Annotated in this window: 14 protein-coding genes; 8 read left to right on the forward strand and 6 right to left on the reverse strand. The window is 70.3% G+C overall.

All coding sequences use genetic code 11. From position 1 onward, the window contains the following. The first annotated feature begins 91 nt into the window (after positions 1–91). Entirely contained in the window at positions 92–4426 is a 4335-nt protein-coding gene (locus A5757_RS11710; RefSeq protein ID WP_066833500.1) for a cation-translocating P-type ATPase, read from the forward strand. Positions 4427–4513: 87 nt separating this feature from the next. Then, positions 4514–4774, forward strand: coding sequence for a hypothetical protein (locus A5757_RS11715; protein ID WP_066833502.1), 261 nt, complete (start codon positions 4514–4516; stop codon positions 4772–4774). Here the strand turns inward: A5757_RS11715 and A5757_RS11720 are convergent, their stop codons facing one another. Next, complete coding sequence (locus tag A5757_RS11720) at positions 4775–5254, reverse strand: Lrp/AsnC family transcriptional regulator (protein WP_066833504.1); 480 nt, start codon at positions 5252–5254, stop codon at positions 4775–4777. 43 nt (positions 5255–5297) lie between these two features. On the opposite strand from A5757_RS11720, the gene A5757_RS11725 reads away from it, so the two are divergent. Together A5757_RS11725 and A5757_RS11730 are read left to right on the forward strand one after the other, a co-directional pair. Then, complete coding sequence (locus tag A5757_RS11725) at positions 5298–6863, forward strand: aldehyde dehydrogenase family protein (RefSeq protein WP_066833505.1); 1566 nt, start codon at positions 5298–5300, stop codon at positions 6861–6863. A gap of 16 nt (positions 6864–6879) precedes the next feature. Next, positions 6880–7686 carry an SDR family oxidoreductase gene (locus A5757_RS11730; protein ID WP_066833507.1) on the forward strand — a complete coding sequence of 269 codons (807 nt, stop codon included), beginning with the start codon at positions 6880–6882 and terminating at the stop codon, positions 7684–7686. On the opposite strand, the gene A5757_RS11735 is transcribed toward A5757_RS11730, so the two are convergent. Further along, on the reverse strand, positions 7683–9053 hold the full coding sequence (locus A5757_RS11735) for a cytochrome P450 (protein WP_066833586.1): 1371 nt from the start codon (positions 9051–9053) through the stop codon (positions 7683–7685). The genes A5757_RS11730 and A5757_RS11735 overlap by 4 nt on opposite strands. 105 nt (positions 9054–9158) lie before the next feature. Here A5757_RS11735 and A5757_RS11740 point away from each other — a divergent pair, with 105 nt between their 5' ends. Both A5757_RS11740 and nei2 read left to right on the forward strand, forming a co-directional pair. Beyond that, entirely contained in the window at positions 9159–13709 is a 4551-nt protein-coding gene (locus A5757_RS11740; protein ID WP_369815935.1) for an ATP-dependent helicase, read from the forward strand. 16 nt (positions 13710–13725) lie between these two features. Further along, on the forward strand, positions 13726–14499 hold the full coding sequence (gene nei2 / locus A5757_RS11745; protein WP_066833512.1) for an endonuclease VIII Nei2: 774 nt from the start codon (positions 13726–13728) through the stop codon (positions 14497–14499). Here the strand turns inward: nei2 and A5757_RS11750 are convergent. Continuing rightward, complete coding sequence (locus tag A5757_RS11750) at positions 14490–15599, reverse strand: acyl-CoA desaturase (protein WP_066833515.1); 1110 nt, start codon at positions 15597–15599, stop codon at positions 14490–14492. The genes nei2 and A5757_RS11750 overlap by 10 nt on opposite strands. Positions 15600–15613: 14 nt before the next feature. Continuing rightward, positions 15614–16681, reverse strand: coding sequence for a ferredoxin reductase (locus A5757_RS11755; RefSeq protein ID WP_066833518.1), 1068 nt, complete (start codon positions 16679–16681; stop codon positions 15614–15616). Between the two features lie 70 nt (positions 16682–16751). Between A5757_RS11755 and A5757_RS11760 the strand changes: the two genes are divergently transcribed. Next, complete coding sequence (locus A5757_RS11760) at positions 16752–17435, forward strand: TetR family transcriptional regulator (RefSeq protein ID WP_066833521.1); 684 nt, start codon at positions 16752–16754, stop codon at positions 17433–17435. Positions 17436–17451: 16 nt separating this feature from the next. Here A5757_RS11760 and A5757_RS11765 read toward each other — a convergent pair whose 3' ends face one another. After that, positions 17452–17877: a hypothetical protein gene (locus tag A5757_RS11765; RefSeq protein WP_066833523.1), complete on the reverse strand. Its 426-nt coding sequence runs from the start codon at positions 17875–17877 to the stop codon at positions 17452–17454. 91 nt (positions 17878–17968) lie between these two features. Between A5757_RS11765 and A5757_RS11770 the strand changes: the two genes are divergently transcribed. Further along, positions 17969–18745: an enoyl-CoA hydratase/isomerase family protein gene (locus A5757_RS11770; protein ID WP_066833526.1), complete on the forward strand. Its 777-nt coding sequence runs from the start codon at positions 17969–17971 to the stop codon at positions 18743–18745. Here the strand turns inward: A5757_RS11770 and A5757_RS11775 are convergent. Continuing rightward, complete coding sequence (locus A5757_RS11775) at positions 18714–19484, reverse strand: SDR family NAD(P)-dependent oxidoreductase (RefSeq protein ID WP_066833529.1); 771 nt, start codon at positions 19482–19484, stop codon at positions 18714–18716. The genes A5757_RS11770 and A5757_RS11775 overlap by 32 nt on opposite strands. Between the last annotated feature and the right edge of the window lie 23 nt (positions 19485–19507).

The raw sequence follows: 19507 nt of genomic DNA on the forward strand, positions 1-19507 counted from the left end.
GCGGATATTTTACTGCCAAGAACGCTCTTGATCGTAGATATTCCTTGCGCGTCCGCGCGTGGCCACAACCTTTCGCGGGTAGTAGGACGGGATGTTCACCCCGCCCGGCCTCGGCCTGCTCAGCGCCCCGCTGCGCGCGGCGGAATCCCTCACCCGCACCGCCGCCGCCGTCGCGCTGGAAGCCCTCGGCGGCGCACCCGCCCGCCGCTGCCAGGCCGTCGGTGACCGATGCTGGATCGAGGTTCGCGGGCTCGGCGGTGAGCGCTCCGATGCCATCGCCACGGCGGTCGTGCGCGCCGTCGACGAACTGCCGGGGGTGCGCTCAACCGTCCTGAACTCCACTGTCGCCCGGATCGTCGTCACCGTCGACCGTGAAGGACCGTCTCTTCCCGACCTGCTGCGCGTCGTCGACACGGCCGAACGCTCCGCGCACGCCGCAGCGCGCCGGACCCCGGCCATGAACCTGCCCGGAGACGACGCGGTGTTGGTCGCCCGGACCGCAGGCGCCGTCGTTGCGATGGCCGGCCTCGGAGTATCGGTGGCAGGCACCGTCCTGCGGGTGCGCGGCCTGCCCTCGGCCGTGTCGGTGCCCGCGACGATCGTCGACCACACCCCCGCGCTGCGTCGGATGGTGGCCGACCGGCTGGGACCCGACGGCACGGATCTGATCATGGCGACCGCCCACGCCACCACCGCGGCGCTCACGATCTCGCCCGCGTCCGCCGTCACGGAGGCCGCGCAGCGAACAATGCTGGCTGCTGAGGCCTGGGGCGACCGCCTCGCCTGGCGCCGGAAGGAACCTGAGCTGGCGAGATATGCAGCCGACGATCGCCCACCGACCCGACGCGTCGGGCCCGGCGAAGGCCGCGCCGAACGCTTCGCCAACCGTGCCGGCACCGCCGGCGCCGGTGCGGCCGCCGCACTGGGGCTGCTCTCCGGGAACCCGAACATCGCAGCCGAAGCGGCCGCCGTCGCCGCACCCAAAGCCGTCCGCACCACCCGCGAGGCGTTCGGCTGTGCGCTCGGCCGCGGGCTGACATCCCGGCACGGCGGGGTCGTCCTGCATCCGCGTGCCCTGCGCACCCTCGATCGCGTCGACACCGTCGTGATCGACCCACGTGCGCTGCACACCGACGAACTGATGATCAGCCGAATCCGGGGACTGACCAACTCCCACCGCAGCCGAGCTTGGCAGGCCGCGCGCGCAGCGCTGGCCGACGGATCCCTGACGGCGGGCTGGCACTCGATCTCCGACATCCCCGGTGCCGGCGACGACACCGAGGGGGAAGTTCTGGTCAGTCACGTCCGCGACCCCTACGCGGCCGCGGTGGTCGCCGAGGCGCGCCGCGCCCGGCCCCGCGTGGTGACCCTCGCCGTCGACGGACTTCGTTCCCTCGCACAGGGTTTCGACCACTTGCATGATGTCGGTGACTCCGCCGACGACGCGCTGGCCGAGGCGGTGGCCGCGGCCAAGGACGACGGTGCGACGGTCGCGCTGATCACCACCGCGGACATGACGACGCCGCATGCCGCGGACGTCACTGTCGGGGTATTCGAGGAGGGCAGGCCTCCGCCGTGGAGCGCGGACGTGCTGGTCTCCGATCTGACCGGCGTGTGGCGCATCCTGCACGCGTTGCCCGCCGCCCGCGCGGCGAGCGACAAAGGCGTCGAGTTGTCGCTGTCGAGTTCCACGCTCGGCGCGCTGATGTTGATCCCCGGCGTGCCGGGCAAGGGTTCGGTGTCGGTTCAGGCCGGCGCGATCGCGGGGCTGGTGTCCGGGGCCGCGGCGGGGCGCCGCGTGGTCAGCGATCCGCTGCCCAGATCCGATCCCGGACACGACTGGCATGCGCTGCCGGCCGACGAGGTGGCCCGCGTGCTGCCGCGTCCGCCCGACACGAAATCCGAAGGCGCCGAACGGAATCTGATCCCACCCATACTCTGGCACGCGGTCGGCGGCAGCTGGGGCTTCGTGCGGGACTTCGTGGGAGAGATGCGGGCCAACCTGGCCGACCCGCTGACCCCGATCCTGCTCACCGGCGCGATGGCCAGCGCGTTACTGGGCTCCCCGTTCGATGCGGCCCTGGTCGGCAGCGTCCTGCTCGGCAACGCAGCTCTGTCCGCCGAGCAGCAACTGCACGCCGAGCGCGTCCTGCGCCGGCTGCTGGCGGTGCAGGATCCGTTGGCGCGCCGGATCATCGGCGACCGTGCCGGCGAGGAGGAGCTGCCCGCGAACCAGCTGCGGCCCGGCGATCTCATCGAGGTCCGCTCCGGTGAGGTTGTGCCCGCCGACGCGCGGCTGATCGAGGCCGTCAACCTCGAGGTCGACGAATCCTCCCTCACCGGTGAATCGCTGCCCGTCGCCAAGGACACGGACCCCGCACCGGGCGCTCCGCTCGCCGAACGCGGCTGCATGCTCTACGCCGGTTCGACGGCCGTCGCCGGTGCGGGCGTCGGCATCGTCGTCGCGGTGGGAGCCGGCTCGGAGATGCGGCGGGCGATGGCGTTGGCGCCGTTGAAGTCCCGCGACATCGGCCTGCAGGCCCAGCTGCGCCGCATCACCGGACGCGCGCTGCCGTGGAGCGTCGGTGGTGGCGCCCTGGTCGGCGCGCTCAGCCTGGCCCGCCGGACCCCGCTGCGCGCATCGGTCGCCAGCGCCGTCGGCGTCATCGTCGCCGCCGTACCGGAGGGATTGCCGCTCGTCGCGACCTTGGCCCAGCTGGCAGCCGCCCGTCGGCTCTCCGGTGAGTCCGTGCTGATCCGCAACCCGCACTCGATCGAAGCGCTGGCCCGCGTCCAGGTGGTGTGCTTCGACAAGACCGGCACCCTCAGCGAGAACCGGCTACAGGTCAAGGCACTACGGCCGATCGAAGGCCACACCGAGGCCGACGTGCTGGCCGCCGCCGCCAGCACCATCGTGGTCAAGGACGGCCAGCGCACCAACCACGCCACCGACGATGCCATCCTGCGTGCCACAGACCGCGGCGATTCACCGGCGCCGGATGCGGTACTGCCGTTCCAGTCCGGCCGACCGTTCGCGGCCGCACTGACCGGCACCCGGTTGACCATCAAGGGGGCGCCGGAGCGGATCGTCGCCGCGTTGGCAGACGGCGCCGAGGAGTTGTCGGCGCTGTTCGACGAGATGACCGCCGACGGACTGCGGGTGCTCGCGGTCGCCGAGCGCGAGGTCGACACCGCGACCGCCGAGGCCGCAGCGCACGATCCCGAGAAGTTGGAGCGGCTGTGCCGCAGCGAGTTACGTCCGGTCGGGGCGGTGGGCCTGGCCGACACCCTGCGTCCCGCAGCCGCTCGACTGCTGACCGCACTGGGCGACAAGGGCATCGGCGTACGGCTCATCACCGGCGACCACCCGGTCACCGCATCGGTCGTCGCCAGAGACCTCGGTCTCAACGTGACTCAGGAACAGGTGGTGACCGGCGACGAGTGGGAGATCATGTCCGCCGACGAGCGCACCACCGCGGTCACCGAACGCGTCGTGTTTGCCCGGATGACGCCAGAGCACAAGATCGACGTGGTGCAGGCGCTCGAGGCGGCCGGCGTCGTCACCGCCATGGTCGGCGACGGGGCGAACGACGCAGCCGCCATCCGGGCCGCCAGCGTGGGTATCGGCGTCGCGTCTGCCGGCAGCGACCCCGCCCGCACGGCTGCCGACGTCATGCTGCTCGGCGGGCACATCGAGGCCCTCCTCGACGCGATCGACGAGGGCAACCAGCTGTGGCGCCGCGTCCAGTCGGCGGTGTCGGTGCTCCTCGGCGGCAATGCGGGAGAAGTGTCATTCGCCCTCATCACCAGCCTGCTGACCGGCCGCTCGGTGCTCAACGCCCGACAGATGCTGCTGGTCAACATGCTCACCGATGCGCTGCCCGCCGCCGCGCTCGCCGTCAGCCCGCAGACCGACAACGGCGACGCGGACCGCGACGAGTCGGTGATGTGGCGGTCGATCGCAATCCGCGGCGCCGCCACCACCACGGGCGCGACCGCGGCCTGGCTGATGGCCAGCGTCACCGGCAGGCCGCGACGGGCCGCGACGGCGGCGCTGATCGGGCTGGTGTCGACGCAGATGCTGCAGACGCTCATCGATTCGCACGGACCGCTCGTGGTGGCCACCAACATCGGCACGTTCGCGACGATGATCGGAATCGTCAGCACACCGGGCGTCAGTCAGCTGTTCGGCTGTACGCCGGTCGGTCCGGTGGCGTGGGGTCAGGCGTTCCTCGCTGCAGCGGGCGCCACGGCTGCCTCGGCGGTGGCCCCGACGTTGCTCGCGCGGGCCACCGGGATCGGGTCAGTCCTCGACGATGACGACGACGCCCGCCCGCACCAGAACGGCGTAGATCTCGTGGATCGGCGGGGTGAGGACCCGGACCGCTCCACCGAGCAACGCGTCCTGACCAAGGCCGGAAAGTAGGCTTCCCACAGCAGCGAAGCTAGGCGCCTGAAGCGTTCAGGCAGTGAGGGACACGCCACGAATCGGCGAACGGAAGGTAACGCGCAGGTGGCTGACGACACATCGGGTAAGCGGTCCCACCGCGCCGTCGCGCAGGATGTCCGCGCAGCCGGCCGCTTCGCGATGAACCTGCCCATCGTCGGACGGGTCCCCATCCCCCGGCCGGATCAACTGGCGTTCTACGGCGCGCTGTTCGGCCTGGTGGCGATCGAGATGGTCGAGTGGCCCGTCGCCCTCGCCATCGGCGTCGGACACGCCTTGACATCTGACCGGCCGGAATCGCGCGATACGACCAGTGAACCGGAATAATTACGGCACGTACTGCCGAGCTTCGTAAAATGTCTGTAGGATGACGGTGCTCCGGGTACGGACGTTGGCCGCGGTGCGGATCTCCTGCAGGAGGTCCTCCAGGGCCCGCGCCGACCCGACACGCACGAGCAGCATGTAGCTCTCTTCACCGGCCACCGAATGGCAGGACTCGATGGCCGCTATGTGCTGCAACCGGGCGGGAGCATCATCGGGTTGGGACGGATCGAGGGGGGTGATGGCCACGAACGCCGACAGCTGGTGTCCCACCGCTTCGGGTGCGAGCCTGGCCTGGTATCCGGTGACCACCCCTCGCGCTTCCAGCCGTCGCACCCGCGACTGCACCGCCGACACCGACAGCCCCGCGGCGGCCGCCAGGTGCGCCAACGTCGCCCGTCCGTCCGCCACCAACTCACGCGCCAGGATGCGGTCGATCGCATCGAGCGGCACCGGCGCGTGCGGGTGCTCGTCGGGTTCACCCATGGCGGCACTGTAGCCCCACCCGCTTCATCAAGGAGGCAACGACATGACCACCGACACAACCACAGTGGACACCGCTGCATTGCCGACGGCCGACGCGCTGCGCAGCCGCGTCCGCGCCGCCCTGGACGCCATCGGCGCCACGGTCCGGCTCGGCGAACCCGGCGCATCCGGTCTGCCTGCCAGTACGCCGATCACCGGGGAAGTGCTGTTCACCGTCCCGGCGGCCGACGCCGCCCAGACCGACGCCGCCATCGCCGAAGCGGCCGAGGCGTTCACCACGTGGCGCACCACACCGGCACCCGTACGGGGAGCACTCGTCGCCCGGCTCGGTGAGCTCCTCGTCGCGCACAAGGCCGATCTCGCCACCCTGGTCACCGTGGAGGCGGGAAAGATCACCTCCGAGGCGCTCGGCGAGGTGCAGGAGATGATCGACATCTGCGAGTTCGCCGTCGGATTGTCGCGGCAGCTCTACGGCCGCACCATCGCCTCCGAGCGCCCCGGCCACCGGTTGATGGAGACCTGGCACCCGCTCGGTGTCGTCGGCGTCATCACCGCCTTCAACTTCCCCGTGGCGGTGTGGTCGTGGAACACCGCGATCGCGCTCGTGTGCGGGGACACCGTGGTGTGGAAGCCGTCCGAACTGACCCCCCTCACCGCGGTCGCCTGCCAGGCGCTGATCGAACGGGCCGCCGACGACGTGGGCGCACCGCGCGGGGTCAGCCGGCTGGTGCAGGGCGGCCGCGACGTCGGCGAGACCCTCGTCGACGATCCGCGGGTGGCGCTGCTGTCGGCGACGGGTTCGGTGCGAATGGGCCGGCAGGTCGGTCCGCGGGTCGCCGAGCGTTTCGGCAAAGCGCTGCTCGAACTCGGCGGCAACAACGCCGCCGTCGTCACACCGTCGGCGGATCTTGACCTCGCCGTCCGGGCCATCGTGTTCTCCGCCGCCGGTACCGCCGGACAGCGCTGCACGACGATGCGGCGTCTGATCGTGCACCGCGCGGTGGCCGACGAGCTGGTCGAGCGCATCGTCGCCGCCTATCGCCAACTGCCTGTCGGGGATCCGTCCGCGGACGGCACCCTGGTCGGCCCGCTGATCCACGAGGCCGCCTACCGCGACATGGTCGGCGCGCTCGAACGGGCCCGCGCCGACGGCGGTGAGGTCTTCGGCGGCGACCGGCACGTGCACGACGGTGCGAGCGGGGACACGTCGTTCTACGTCACCCCCGCGGTGGTCCGGATGCCCACGCAGACAGCCGTGGTGCACGAGGAGACCTTCGCCCCGATCCTCTACGTCCTGACCTACGACGACCTCGATGAGGCCATCGCGCTGAACAACGCGGTGCCGCAGGGGCTGTCGTCGGCGATCTTCACCCTCGACATCCGGGAGGCGGAGCGCTTCCTGGCCGCCGACGGCTCCGACTGCGGCATCGCCAACGTCAACATCGGTACCTCCGGCGCCGAGATCGGCGGCGCCTTCGGCGGGGAGAAACAGACCGGCGGAGGCCGCGAATCCGGCTCGGACGCCTGGAAGGCCTACATGCGGCGCGCCACCAACACCGTCAACTACTCGACCGAACTGCCGCTGGCCCAGGGCGTCCACTTCGGATAGGGCAGGATCTGTCCGTATGCAGATCGACAACAGCGTCGTGGCCGTCACCGGCGCCGCATCGGGGATCGGGCGGGCGCTGGCGGCGGCGTTCACGGCTGCGGGCGCCCGGGTGGTGCTCGGCGACATCGACACCGCGGGCCTCGACCAGACCGCGCGAAGCATCGCGGACGCCGGCGGCCAGGTGCGCGCCCTGCGGGTCGACGCCGCGTCGACGCCCGACCTGGAGGCCATGATCGCCACGGCCGACCGCGAATTCGGTCCGGTCGACGTCTTCGTCGCCAACGCCGGCATCATCGGCGGAGCCGGGCTGGGCAGCGAGGCGGATTGGGACCGCATCCTCGAGGTCAACCTGCGCGCCCACGTCCGGGCGGCGACGCTGCTGGTGCCCGGCTGGCAGCAGCGCGGTAGCGGCCACTTCGTTGCGGTGGCCTCCGCCGCGGGGCTGTTGACGCAGATCGGTGCGGCGGGCTACGCGGTCACCAAACACGCGGCGGTCGGATTCGCCGAATGGCTTGCGGTCACCTACGGCGACGACGGCATCGGGGTGACGTGCGTGTGCCCGATGGGCGTGGACACCCCGCTGCTCACCGCGATCCGCGAATCCGACGACGCCACAGCGCGAGTCGCCGCCGACTCCGTCGTCAGTGCCGGCGCGGTGGTCACCGCGCAACAGGTCGCGGATCTGACCGTGGCGGCCGTCGCCGACGGCGGATTCCTCGTGCTGCCCCACCCCGAGGTGCGGGACATGGCGATCGGAAAGATCACCGACCACGACCGCTGGATCGACGGGATGCGCCGCTACCAGCGGTCGTTGCGGCATTAGCGGCGGCGCAGCGTGAGCCGGAAGTCGCGCGGCATCATCGTCAACCGCTCCTGGACCTGCAGCCGATAGTCCGGATCACCGATGAAGTCGTATCGGCGGATCAGCGCGGCCAACAGCAGCACCCCCTCGTGCAGCGCGAATTGCCTTCCGATGCAGGACCTCTCGCCGGTCCCGAATGGTTTGTACAGTCCCGCCGGCCGCGCGCGGACGCGTTCGGGCGCGAACCGGTCCGGATCGAAGGAGTCAGGGTCGTCGCCCCACCGCGGGTCGCGGTGCAGGGACGCGGTCAGCGCCAGCACCCAGTCGCCCTCGCGCATCGGATGGATCCCGGCCAGCACCGTGTCGCGGCGAGCAGCGCGGTAGTACCCCGGGACCGTCGGCTGCAGGCGGAGCGCCTCGTCGAGCACCCGGCGGACGTAACGCAGTTTCGGAATGAGCTCGAAGCCGGGCCGGTCATGATCACCCCAGACGCGGTCGATCTCCTCGCGGGCGGTGGCGACGACCTCCGGATGCCGAGACAGGTAGTAAAGCGCGAACGACGTTGCGCCCGCGGTGGTCTCGTGGCCGGCGACGAGGAAGTTCAACAGCTGGTACCGAATATTCGCCGCATCGAGGTCCGACTCCAACATGATGTCGAGCAGATCGTTCCGCCCGCCGGGGCCTTCGGCGCGCCGCCGGGCGACGATGTCGTCGGCGACCGCATGCATGTACTCGGCGTCGCGGCGCACGCGGCGCTCGGCCCATCGGGCGAAGAATTCGGGCAGGAACGTGTGGCGCATCGAGCCCACACGGTCGGCGCCCTTGAGTCCGGACACCATGTGCTCGACGAAGGGCGGGGTGGCTGCGTCTGCTGAGCCGGCGGAGTTGTCGAAGCTGCCGAACGAGTAGCCCGCCGCGCACCGGCCGATGGTTTCCAGGGTCGCCCTGGTCGCCTCGCTGGATACCTCGACCGATGCCCCGGTCCGGGCGCGGTCGTCCCAGCGGTCGAGGAGTAGGGCGGTGACGTCGAGCATCTCGTCGTGATACCGGCGCATCGCGGCCTGACTGAACGCGGGCATGAGCAGGTGGTGCGCCTTGGCCCAGTTCGGCTCGTCGTTGTAGGCGGTAAACAGCCCGTCGCCGCCGATGATGCGCAACGCCGCGATGTCGGGGCCGACGTACTTGCAGAACCGGGACTCGTCGTTGAGGTCGATGACCGCCTCGGCACCGAGCGCGACGACGTAGCGGGCGCCCAGGACGCAGAATTCGACGATGGGTCCGAGACGGGCGAGTTTGGCGACCGACTGCGTGGGCGTCTCCGCCTGGAACCCGAAGATGTCGCCGAGGATCGGGATCCGCCGGGGTGGATGCGGCAGCGCCGGAAACATGACCAGGACCTTACGTTCGCCCCCGGCGCAACGCTGCGATGCCGACTTGTCGGTGGGTGCGGCCATCATGGAGTGATGGCTCGTGCTCCGGCGTCCACGGATTCGATGTCCCGGTTCAGTCCGCTGACCCGGGAATGGTTCGCGGGCACTTTCGTCGAGCCCACTCCCGCCCAGGCGCAGGCGTGGTCGGCCATTGCCGACGGCGACAACACGCTGGTCATCGCCCCGACCGGATCGGGTAAGACGCTGGCGGCGTTTCTCTGGGCGATCGACCGGCTGGCCTCCGATGAGCTCGCACCTTCCGAGGGCCGGCCCAGGCCTGGTACCCGGGTGCTGTATGTGTCGCCGCTCAAAGCCCTGGCCGTCGACGTCGAGCGCAACCTGCGCACCCCGCTGACCGGTATCGCCCGCGTCGCCGAGCGGCACGGACAGACCGCACCGGCCATCAGTGTCGGCGTCCGCTCCGGAGACACCACCCCGGCGCAGCGGCGCGCGATGCTGACGAACCCCCCGGACGTCCTGATCACCACCCCGGAGTCGCTGTTCCTGATGCTGACGTCCGCCGCCCGCGACACGCTCGCCGAGGTGCAGACGGTGATCGTCGACGAGGTGCACGCGGTTGCCGCGACCAAGCGCGGGGCGCATCTCGCGCTGTCGCTGGAACGGCTCGACCAGCTGCTGGAGCGGCCCGCGCAGCGCATCGGGCTGTCGGCGACCGTGCGGCCGGCCGAGGAGGTGGCCCGGTTCCTGTCCGGGCACGCGCCGACCACCATCGTCGCCCCGCCCGCGGCGAAGACGTTCGACCTCGCGGTGCAGGTGCCGGTGCCGGATATGGCCGACCTCGAGAACAACACGATCTGGCCCGATGTCGAAGAGCAGATCGTCGATCTCGTCGAGAACCACAACAGCTCCATCGTGTTCGCCAACTCGCGCCGCCTCGCGGAGCGCCTGACCTCACGGCTCAACGAGATCCACGCCGAACGATTGGGGGTGGACACCCCCGCCGAGCACAACGACCGGGTAGGTGGCGGCGCGCCGGCCCAGCTGATGGGCAGCGGGGTGTCGCTGGGCGCCGCGCCGCTGCTGGCCAAGGCGCACCACGGCTCGGTGAGCAAGGAGCAGCGGGCGATCGTCGAGGACGATCTCAAGAGCGGCCGGCTCAAGGCGGTGGTCGCGACGTCGAGCCTCGAGCTGGGGATCGACATGGGCGCGGTCGATCTGGTCATCCAGGTCGAGGCGCCGCCGTCGGTGGCCAGCGGTCTGCAGCGCGTCGGCCGCGCCGGCCATCAGGTCGGCGAGGTGTCCCAGGGGGTGCTGTTCCCCAAGCACCGCACCGATCTGATCGGCTGCGCGGTCACCGTGCAGCGCATGCTCGAAGGCCAGATCGAGACCATGACCGTGCCCGCCAATCCACTCGACGTGCTGGCACAGCACACCGTCGCCGCCGCGGCGCTCGAACCGCTCGACGCCGACCGCTGGTTCGACGCCGTCCGCCGCTGCGCACCGTTTGCGACGTTGCCGCGCAGCGCCTTCGAGGCGACACTCGACCTGCTGTCGGGCAAGTATCCGTCCACCGAGTTCGCCGAACTGCGGCCGCGATTGGTCTACGACCGCGACACCGGGACACTGACCGGCAGGCCCGGAGCGCAGCGGCTGGCAGTCACCTCCGGCGGCGCCATCCCGGACCGCGGGTTGTTCACCGTCTACCTGGCCACCGACAACGACACCCCGTCGCGCGTCGGCGAACTCGACGAGGAGATGGTCTACGAGTCGCGTCCCGGCGACGTCATCTCCCTGGGCGCCACCAGCTGGCGCATCACCGAGATCACCCACGACCGGGTGCTCGTCATCCCCGCGCCGGGGCAGCCCGCGCGGTTGCCGTTCTGGCGGGGCGACGGTGTCGGCAGACCGGCCGAGCTGGGCGCGGCGGTGGGCAGGTTCACCGGGGAGCTCGCGGGGCTCGCCACCGATGCATTCGAGCAACGCTGCGCCACAATGGGTTTCAACGACTACGCAACCGATAACCTCAAACGGCTGCTTGACGATCAGCGCGAGGCCACCGGCACGGTCCCGACCGACACCACGTTCGTCGTCGAGCGGTTCCGCGACGAACTCGGCGACTGGCGGGTCATCCTGCACTCCCCCTACGGCCTGCGGGTGCACGGGCCGCTGGCCCTGGCGGTCGGCCGACGGCTGCGCGAACGGTACGGCATCGACGAGAAGCCCACCGCCTCCGACGACGGCATCATCGTGCGGCTGCCCGATACCTGGTCCGACGCCGGAACACCGCCCCCAAGCGCCGAGCTGTTCGTGTTCGACGCCGAGGAGATCGAGCCGATCGTCACCGCGGAGGTCGGCGGGTCGGCGCTGTTCGCGTCCCGGTTCCGGGAATGCGCGGCCCGGGCGCTGCTGCTGCCACGGCGCAGCCCGGGCAAGCGGTCGCCGCTGTGGCATCAGCGGCAGCGCGCGGCCCAGCTGCTCGACGTCGCCCGCAAGTACCCGGACTTTCCGATCGTCTTGGAAGCCGTGCGGGAATGCCTGCAGGACGTGTACGACGTGCCGGCGCTGGTTGAGTTGATGGGGCGGGTGGCTCAGCGTCGGCTGCGGCTCGTCGAGGTGGAGACCGCGACCCCGTCCCCGTTCGCCGCGTCGCTGCTGTTCGGGTACGTCGGGGCGTTCATGTACGAGGGCGACAGCCCGCTGGCCGAGCGGCGCGCGGCCGCGCTCTCGCTGGACACGGTGCTGCTCGCCGAGCTGCTCGGCCGCGTCGAACTGCGCGAACTCCTCGACCCCGACGTCATCGCGGCCACCTCCCGTCAGCTCCAGCACCTCACCGAGGACCGGCAGGCCCGCGACGCCGAAGGCGTGGCCGACCTGCTGCGTCTACTGGGCCCGCTCACCGCCGAGGAGATCGCCGAGCGCGCCACCACGCGGGAGGTCGGCGGCTGGCTGGAGGGCCTGCTCGCCGCCAAACGCGTACTGACGGTGTCGTACGCCGGCCATACCTTGTGGGCGCCGATCGAGGACGTCGGGCTGCTGCGCGACGGCGTCGGCATCGCGGTTCCGGTCGGTGTCCCGATGTCGTTCCTCGAATCGGTGGCCGATCCGCTCGGAGAGCTCATCGGCCGGTACGCCCGCACCCACGGGCCGTTCACGACCGGCGATGTCGCGGCCCGCTTCGGACTGGGTCTGCGGGTGACGGCCGACGTGCTGGGCCGGCTGGCCGTCGACGGCCGGCTGGTGCGCGGCGAGTTCACCGACCGACCCACCGGTGACGCCGCCGGCGAACAATGGTGCGACGCCGACGTTCTCAAGATCCTGCGCCGACGTTCACTGGCCGCGCTGCGCGCCCAGGTCGAACCGGTCAGCCCGGCCGCCTATGCGCGGTTCCTACCGTCCTGGCAGCAGGTCGGCTCAGCGCATACGGCCGGGGTGGACGGACTGGCCGCGGTGATCGATCAGCTGGCCGGGGTGCCGATCCCGGCCTCGGCGGTCGAGCCGCTGGTGCTGTCCCAGCGGGTGCGCGACTACCAGCCCGCCATGCTCGACGAGCTGCTGGCCAGCGGCGAGGTGATCTGGTCCGGGGCGGGACCCATCGGCGGCGGGGACGGGTGGATCGTCTTCCACCACGCCGACTCCGCGCCGCTGACGATGACCGCGCCCACCGAACTCGACTTCACCGACGCCCACCGCGCCATCACCGAAGCGCTCGGCGGGGGCGGTGCCTACTTCTTCCGTCAGCTCGCGACCGGCGAGACCGAGACGTTCAAAACCGCACTCTGGGAGTTGATCTGGGCCGGGTGGGTCACCGGTGACACGTTCGCGCCGGTACGGGCGATGCTGTCGGGTAGCCGGCGGTCGACCGGCAGACGGGGGGCGCCCGCGCACCGCCAACGGCAGCGCGCACCGCGGTTGAGCAGTTACAGCGTCGCGCACGCCCAGACCAGGACCACCGACCCGACCGTCGCGGGCCGCTGGTCGGCGCTGCCCACCGCCGAACCGGACTCCACGGTGCGCGCCCATTTCACCGCCGAACTGCTGCTGAGCCGCTACGGCGTGCTCACCAAGGGGGCGGTCGCGGCGGAGGGCGTGCCCGGCGGGTTCGCGATGCTCTACAAGGTGCTGACGGCCTTCGAGGACACCGGCCGCTGCCAACGCGGCTATTTCGTGGAATCGCTGGGCGGGGCGCAGTTCGCCGTGGCCTCCACGGTCGACCGGCTGCGCACCTATCTCGACGAGGTGGATCCGGAGCGCCGGGAGTACCGCGCAATCGTGCTCGCCGCGGCCGACCCCGCCAATCCCTATGGCGCAGCGCTGCCCTGGCCGACGCGCGCCGTCGACGAGGACGGGGCCACCCATCGGCCGGGGCGCAAGGCCGGTGCGCTGGTGGCACTGGTCGACGGTGAACTGGCGTGGTTCCTCGAACGCGGCGGGCGGTCCCTGCTGAGCTTCACCGACGACGCCGAGGCCAACGCCGCCGCGGGCGTTGCGCTGGCGGATCTGGTGTCGGGCGGGCGGGTGCAGGCACTGCTGGTGGAGAAGGTGAACGGCGTGTCGGTGCTGGAGCCGGGCGCCGACGGCGTGCGGGCCAGTGTGCACGAAGCCCTGACCGGCGCAGGGTTCACCCGGACGCCCCGCGGGCTCCGGCTGCGCTGACGGGAAGAATGGCCGGATGCCCGAAGGCGACACCGTCTACCGCACCGCGACCGCACTGCGCGACGGACTGCTCGGCAAGACACTGACCCGCTGCGACGTTCGCGTCCCCCGGTTCGCGGCGGTGGACCTGAGTGGCGAGGTCGTCGACGAGGTGCTCAGCCGCGGTAAGCACCTGTTCATCCGCGTCGGCGCGGCCAGCATCCACTCGCACCTCAAGATGGAGGGCAGCTGGAAGGTCAACCCGCTGTCCCGACCGAGCCGTGCCGGCCACCGGATCCGGATCATCCTCGAGGCCGGTGCGGGCGCCGATGCGGTACAGGCCGCGGGGATCGACCTCGGTGTCCTGGAAGTGCTCGAACGGGACAAGGACATGGAGGCCGTCGAGCACCTCGGACCCGATCTGCTCGGCGATGACTGGGAACCGCGGGTCGCGGCCGCCAACCTGATGGCCGATCCGGACCGACCGGTATCCGAGGCGCTGCTCGACCAGCGGATCATGGCCGGCATCGGCAATGTGTACGCCAACGAACTGTGCTTCGTGTTCGGGCACCTGCCCACCACCCCGGTCAGCGCCGTCGTGGACCCGCTGCGGGTTGCGCAACGCGCCCGGGACATGTTGTGGCTCAACCGGTCCCGCTGGAATCGCACCACCACCGGAGACACCAGACCCGGCCGCGACCTCTGGGTCTATGGCCGGGTGGGGAAGCCCTGTCGCCGCTGCGGCACGCCGATTCGACGCGACGACAGCGGCGACCGGGTCTCCTACTGGTGCCCGAACTGTCAGCGCTGAGGCAACGCCAGCTTGACGATCTTGCGGACCACCGTCGCGAACTGCCTCGGCAGCGGGCCCGTGTTGTAGGGCAGCCCGTAGCGACGGCAGATGTCTCGCACCTCGGGAGCGATCTCGGCGTGCCGGTGGGCCGGGATGTCGGGGAACAGATGGTGCTCGATCTGGAACGACAGGTTGCCGCTCAGAATGTGAAACAGTCTCCCACCCGTGAGGTTCGCCGAGCCGAGGATCTGGCGGAAGTACCACTGTCCGCGGGTCTCGGCCTTGGTCTCCTCGATCGAAAACTCCTGCACGTCTTCCGGGAAGTGTCCGCAGAAGATGATCATGTAGGACCACACATTGCGCATCAGGTTCGCGGTCAGGTTGCCCGCGAACACCCACGGTGCGAACGGACCGGCCAGCAGCGGAAATGCGACGTAGTCCTTGAGGGTCTGGCGCTTGGTCTTCTGCCAGATGCCCGCGAGGATCTCCTTCTTGTCAGCGATGCTGATCTCGCCGGCGCGGATGCGCTCGGTCTCCAGTTCGTGCAGCGCCACCCCGTACTGGAACAGCACCATCAGCAAGAACGCGTACACCGGGTTGCCCAGGAAGTACGGCCGCCAGCGCTGGTCCTCGCTCATCCGCAGGATGCCGTAGCCGATGTCGCGGTCCATGCCGACGATGTTGGTGTAGGTGTGGTGCATGTAGTTGTGCGAATGCCGCCACTGGTCGGCCGGGCAGGCGGTGTCCCATTCGAACTTCTTGGAGGACAACGCCGGATCGCCGGTCCAGTCGTACTGGCCGTGCATGACGTTGTGGCCGATCTCCATGTTGTCGAGGATCTTCGCGCAGCCGAGCATCGCGGTTCCGGCGAGCCAGAACGGCGGGAAGACGCCGCCGAAGAGCAATGCGCGCCCGCCCACCTCGAGGGCCCGCTGGGCCTTGATGACGTTGCGGATGTAGGTGGTGTCGCGCTCGCCGAGGTCGGCGATCACGCGGTCTCGCAACTCGTCGAGTTCGCGGCCGAACGCCTCGGTCTGCTCCGGGGTGAGCCGGACGGTGCGCCCGGCCACGGTCTTCTCGAGGGTCCTGCGGGTGGGGTCGGTCACGGTGCTGGTCATGTCGGATTCCTTTCCTAGAGCGCGATGTCGACGTCGCCGACGGGGACGGACACGCAGATCTGCACGTCCTCTTCCTCGGCATCGGAAACTGCGCCGGTGATCAGGTTCTTGACCGCGCCGCGGGTCTTGCGGCGCGTGCAGCTGTGGCAGATGCCCATCCGGCATCCGCTCTCGGGGTTCAGGCCGGCGGTCTCCGCCTGCTCCAGCAGGGGGCGACCGTCGTCGGTGATCTCGACCCCGCTGTCGGCGAAGCTCACGCGGACACCGGATGTCTCGCCCGACAGATCGAACGTCGGCGGTACGAAGCTCTCCGCCCGCGCGTCGGGGCGCAGCGCACGCACCGCTTCGACCAACGCGGGCGGTCCACAGACGAATACCGAGTCGGCGTCCGACATGGCGGCATCGAGGTGGCCCGCATCGAACCGGCCCGTCAGATCCGTCCCGTTCGTCTCGCGGGTGTAGCCGTGCAGGACGCGTACGTCCGTCATGCTCGCGAGCTCGTCGCGGTAGCAGGCCTCGTCGGCGCTGCGGGCGTAGTGGACGAAGGCGACCTGCCCGGCGTGGCCCTCGGCGCGCAGCGTGCGCAGCATCGACAGCACCGGGGTGATGCCACTCCCGCCGGAGACGAACAGGATCTTGTCGGGGCGTTGGGCGGGGAGGGTGAAGTCGCCGCCCACGGAGTCCAGGCCGACGACCATCCCGGGTCGAGCGTGCTCGCAGAGATGGGTCGAGACCAGGCCGCCGTCATGGCGGCCGATGGTCAGCTCGAGCAGCGGTGCACCCTCGGCGTTGGCGGGCGAGTAGCTGCGGGTGCGCCGGCGACCGTCGATCTCGAGGCTCAGATTCACGTGCTGGCCGGCCCGCAGTCCGGTGAACGCGCGATTCGGTTTCAGGGTCAGGGTGACGCTGCGCGGCGTCGTACGGCGCACCGTCATCACGGTGGCGCGGGCCTCGCCGAGCGTCCATGTCGGCTCGACGAGCTCGGTGTACCGGTCCACACCGTGGGGTCCGGTCAGTAGATCCACCAGCGGCGAGCGCATCACACGCTCCCGCAGTGTTCGGGTACGCGTTTGAGTGAACATGTGTACACCGTGCGTGCATACACGCCGCCGCGTCAAGAGAGTCGGACCTGATTGTGGTAGCTTTCACACCGTGAACAGTCGTACGCCCAGTTCACGTACGGGCAGGTCGGGGCGATCGCGGTCCCGCGAGAGCCCCTCGCGCGAAGAACGCAAAGAGGTGACCCGGCGGGCAATCGTGAGTGCCGCGCTGTCCCTGCTCGAGGAGCGCAGCTTCGCAGCGCTGAGCCTGCGTGAAGTCACCCGCGAGGCGGGCATCGCGCCCGCGGCGTTCTATCGGCACTTCGAGTCGATGGAGGCACTCGGCCTGGTCCTGATCGACGAGTCGTTCCGTGCGCTGCGCGACATGCTGCGCGGCGCCCGTGCGGGCAAGCTCGACCCCAGCCGGGTCATCGAGTCGTCGGTCGACATGCTCATCGAGGGTGTCAATCAACGTCGTGAACACTGGCGGTTCATCGGCCGAGAACGAAACAGCGGGGTGACGGTGCTGCGCTATGCGATTCGCACCGAGATCCGGCTCATCACTTCGGAACTGGCGATCGACCTCGCCCGCTTTCCCGGCTTGAACACCTGGAGCGGCGAGGATCTCAACATCCTGGCCAGCCTCATCGTCAACGCGATGATCTCGATCGCCGAGGCCGTCGACAGCACCGTGGACAGCGGCGACGCGGCCGCGCTCGACGACATCAAACGCACGGCCGTCAAGCAGCTGCGCATGATCGTCGTCGGTGTGACGGGTTGGCGCAGCTCGCTCTAGCCGGTTCGGGCGTTGATCAGACGGTGCACTCCGTGCCGGCGGCGTCGCGGGCGATCACGCAGCCCGAGACGTTGCTGAGCTTCCAGGAACCGTCCTGGTCGATCCAGTAGATGTCGTGGGTGCGGGTGCCCATCACCGGGATGCTGACCGCCAGCTGGGCGTTGACGCGGTCGCCCGCGGCCACCGGGTTCTGCACTTTCCAGGACATCATCGAGCTGTAGCGGTCCATGACCGAGGCGATGTTGTTGGCCGTCGGCACTGCGGCCAGGCCGCCCTCGAGTTCGGCGGCGCGCGCCTCGTCGCTCAGCGAGGTGTTCAGCGCCCGCTGCAGTTGCGCGGTCAGCTGATCGGCCGAGGGCACGGCCGGCTGCGCGGCGGCGACCGGAGCGGCGATGAGGAGGGCTGCCGGCACGGCGAGGACAACACTGGGAACGATGCGCATGGGCACACCTGAACACGGGGGCCGACGGCGGTCAAGGCCTACGTCGGCGGCCCGGGGCAGTCACCCCGAACCGAACGGATACCGTGACGCCATGACGCTGGACCTCAGCTTTCCGCGGCCCGACATCGCCCTGGTGACGCTCGATCGCCCCGACAAACTCAACGCGCTGTCCTACGACCTGGTCGAGGCCTTCCACGCCGCGATCGGCGACATCGGCGCGAACAACGAGTGCCGGGTCGTGGTGCTCACCGGCGCAGGCCGCGGGTTCTGCTCGGGTCTGGACCTCAGCGATCCCAACCCGCCGCAGGCCGGGGGCGGCACCGAATTCCCCCGGTCGGGGATGCGATGGCAGGAGCGGATCGCCGAGCTCACCGTGCGACTGCACCGGTTGCGCCAGCCGGTGATCGCCGCTGTCAACGGCCCCGCCTACGGCGGCGGCTTCGCCATCGCCGCCGTGAGCGACATCCGGCTGGCAGCGCCCACCGCGCGGTTCTGCACCCAGTTCATCAAGCTCGGTATCGGCGGCGCCGACATCGGCGTGAGCTACACGTTGCCCCGGATCATCGGGGCGGGACACGCGTTCGACCTGATCCTCACCGCCCGCACCGTCGACGCCGAGGAGGCGTTGCGCCTCGGCCTGGTCTCCCGCATCTGCGACAACGTGGTGGACGAGGCGCTAGCCGTCGCCGAAACACTGTGCGGCTACGGGAAATTCGGCGTCGAATCGACCAAACAGGTGCTGTGGGCCAATCTCGAGGCGGGCAGCCTGGAACAGGCGCTGCACCTGGAGAACCGCAGCCAGATCCTGGCGTCGGCCGGCGGCGGCATCCAGGAGGCTAGCGAGGCGTTCCGCCGCCGTCCACGATGATCGCCTGACCGGTCAGGTAGCTGCCCGCGTCGGAGGTGAGAAGCAGTGCGGCCCCGACCATTTCGTCCGGTGAAGCCAGCCGTTTCTGCAACGTGGCACCGGCCATCGCGTCGATGGCCTCCTGCGGGTTGTTGCGCATCATGTCGGTGTCGACGGGGCCGGGAGCCAGTGCGTTGACCCGGATGCCGTAGGGCGCATACGCCGCGGCCATCGACCGGGTGAACGACAACAGCGCGGCCTTGCCCGCGGCGTACATCGACACGTTCGGCGCGAAGTTGAAGGCGCCGACCGACACCGTGTTCAGCACCGCGGCGTTCGCGCTGGCCTTGAGGTGCGGCAGCGCGTGCTGCACAAGGAACACCGGTCCGCGGAGGTTGACGTCGTAGGACTTGGCCCACGCGTCCGGGGTCATCTCGCCGAGCGGTTGGGCGAGCGCGTTGGCAGCGTTGTTCACCAGCACATCGATGCCGCCGAACTCGTCGACAGCCGCCGCGACCAACGCGGCCAGCGAGTCGATGTCCCCGAGGTGGGTCGGCACCCCGATCGCCGAGCCGCCCAGTGCGCGTAGGTGTTCGGCGGCGCGCTCGCAGGCGTCGGCCTTACGGCTGGCCACCACCACGCGCGCACCGGCCAGCACATAGCCCTCGGCGAGGGCGAGGCCGATCCCGCGGGTGCCGCCCGTCACGACGACGGTGCGGCCGGACATGTCGAAGAGCCGGTCGAATTTTGCGCGATCCATCCGGCCGTCTCTTATACACATCT

The sequence above is a fragment of the Mycobacterium sp. 852013-51886_SCH5428379 genome (assembly GCF_001665575.1).
Taxonomy (GTDB): Bacteria; Actinomycetota; Actinomycetes; order Mycobacteriales; family Mycobacteriaceae; genus Mycobacterium.

What these genes read in the sequence shown, in the direction of transcription:
- A5757_RS11710 (WP_066833500.1), top strand. Translation starts at nt 92, where the DNA reads ATGTTCACCCCGCCCGGCCTCGGCCTGCTCAGCGCCCCGCTGCGCGCG.
- A5757_RS11720 (WP_066833504.1), bottom strand. Translation starts at nt 5,254, where the DNA reads ATGGGTGAACCCGACGAGCACCCGCACGCGCCGGTGCCGCTCGATGCG.
- A5757_RS11725 (WP_066833505.1), top strand. Translation starts at nt 5,298, where the DNA reads ATGACCACCGACACAACCACAGTGGACACCGCTGCATTGCCGACGGCC.
- A5757_RS11730 (WP_066833507.1), top strand. Translation starts at nt 6,880, where the DNA reads ATGCAGATCGACAACAGCGTCGTGGCCGTCACCGGCGCCGCATCGGGG.
- A5757_RS11735 (WP_066833586.1), bottom strand. Translation starts at nt 9,053, where the DNA reads ATGTTTCCGGCGCTGCCGCATCCACCCCGGCGGATCCCGATCCTCGGC.
- A5757_RS11740 (WP_369815935.1), top strand. Translation starts at nt 9,159, where the DNA reads ATGTCCCGGTTCAGTCCGCTGACCCGGGAATGGTTCGCGGGCACTTTC.
- nei2 (WP_066833512.1), top strand. Translation starts at nt 13,726, where the DNA reads ATGCCCGAAGGCGACACCGTCTACCGCACCGCGACCGCACTGCGCGAC.
- A5757_RS11750 (WP_066833515.1), bottom strand. Translation starts at nt 15,599, where the DNA reads ATGACCAGCACCGTGACCGACCCCACCCGCAGGACCCTCGAGAAGACC.
- A5757_RS11755 (WP_066833518.1), bottom strand. Translation starts at nt 16,681, where the DNA reads ATGTTCACTCAAACGCGTACCCGAACACTGCGGGAGCGTGTGATGCGC.
- A5757_RS11765 (WP_066833523.1), bottom strand. Translation starts at nt 17,877, where the DNA reads ATGCGCATCGTTCCCAGTGTTGTCCTCGCCGTGCCGGCAGCCCTCCTC.
- A5757_RS11770 (WP_066833526.1), top strand. Translation starts at nt 17,969, where the DNA reads ATGACGCTGGACCTCAGCTTTCCGCGGCCCGACATCGCCCTGGTGACG.
- A5757_RS11775 (WP_066833529.1), bottom strand. Translation starts at nt 19,484, where the DNA reads ATGGATCGCGCAAAATTCGACCGGCTCTTCGACATGTCCGGCCGCACC.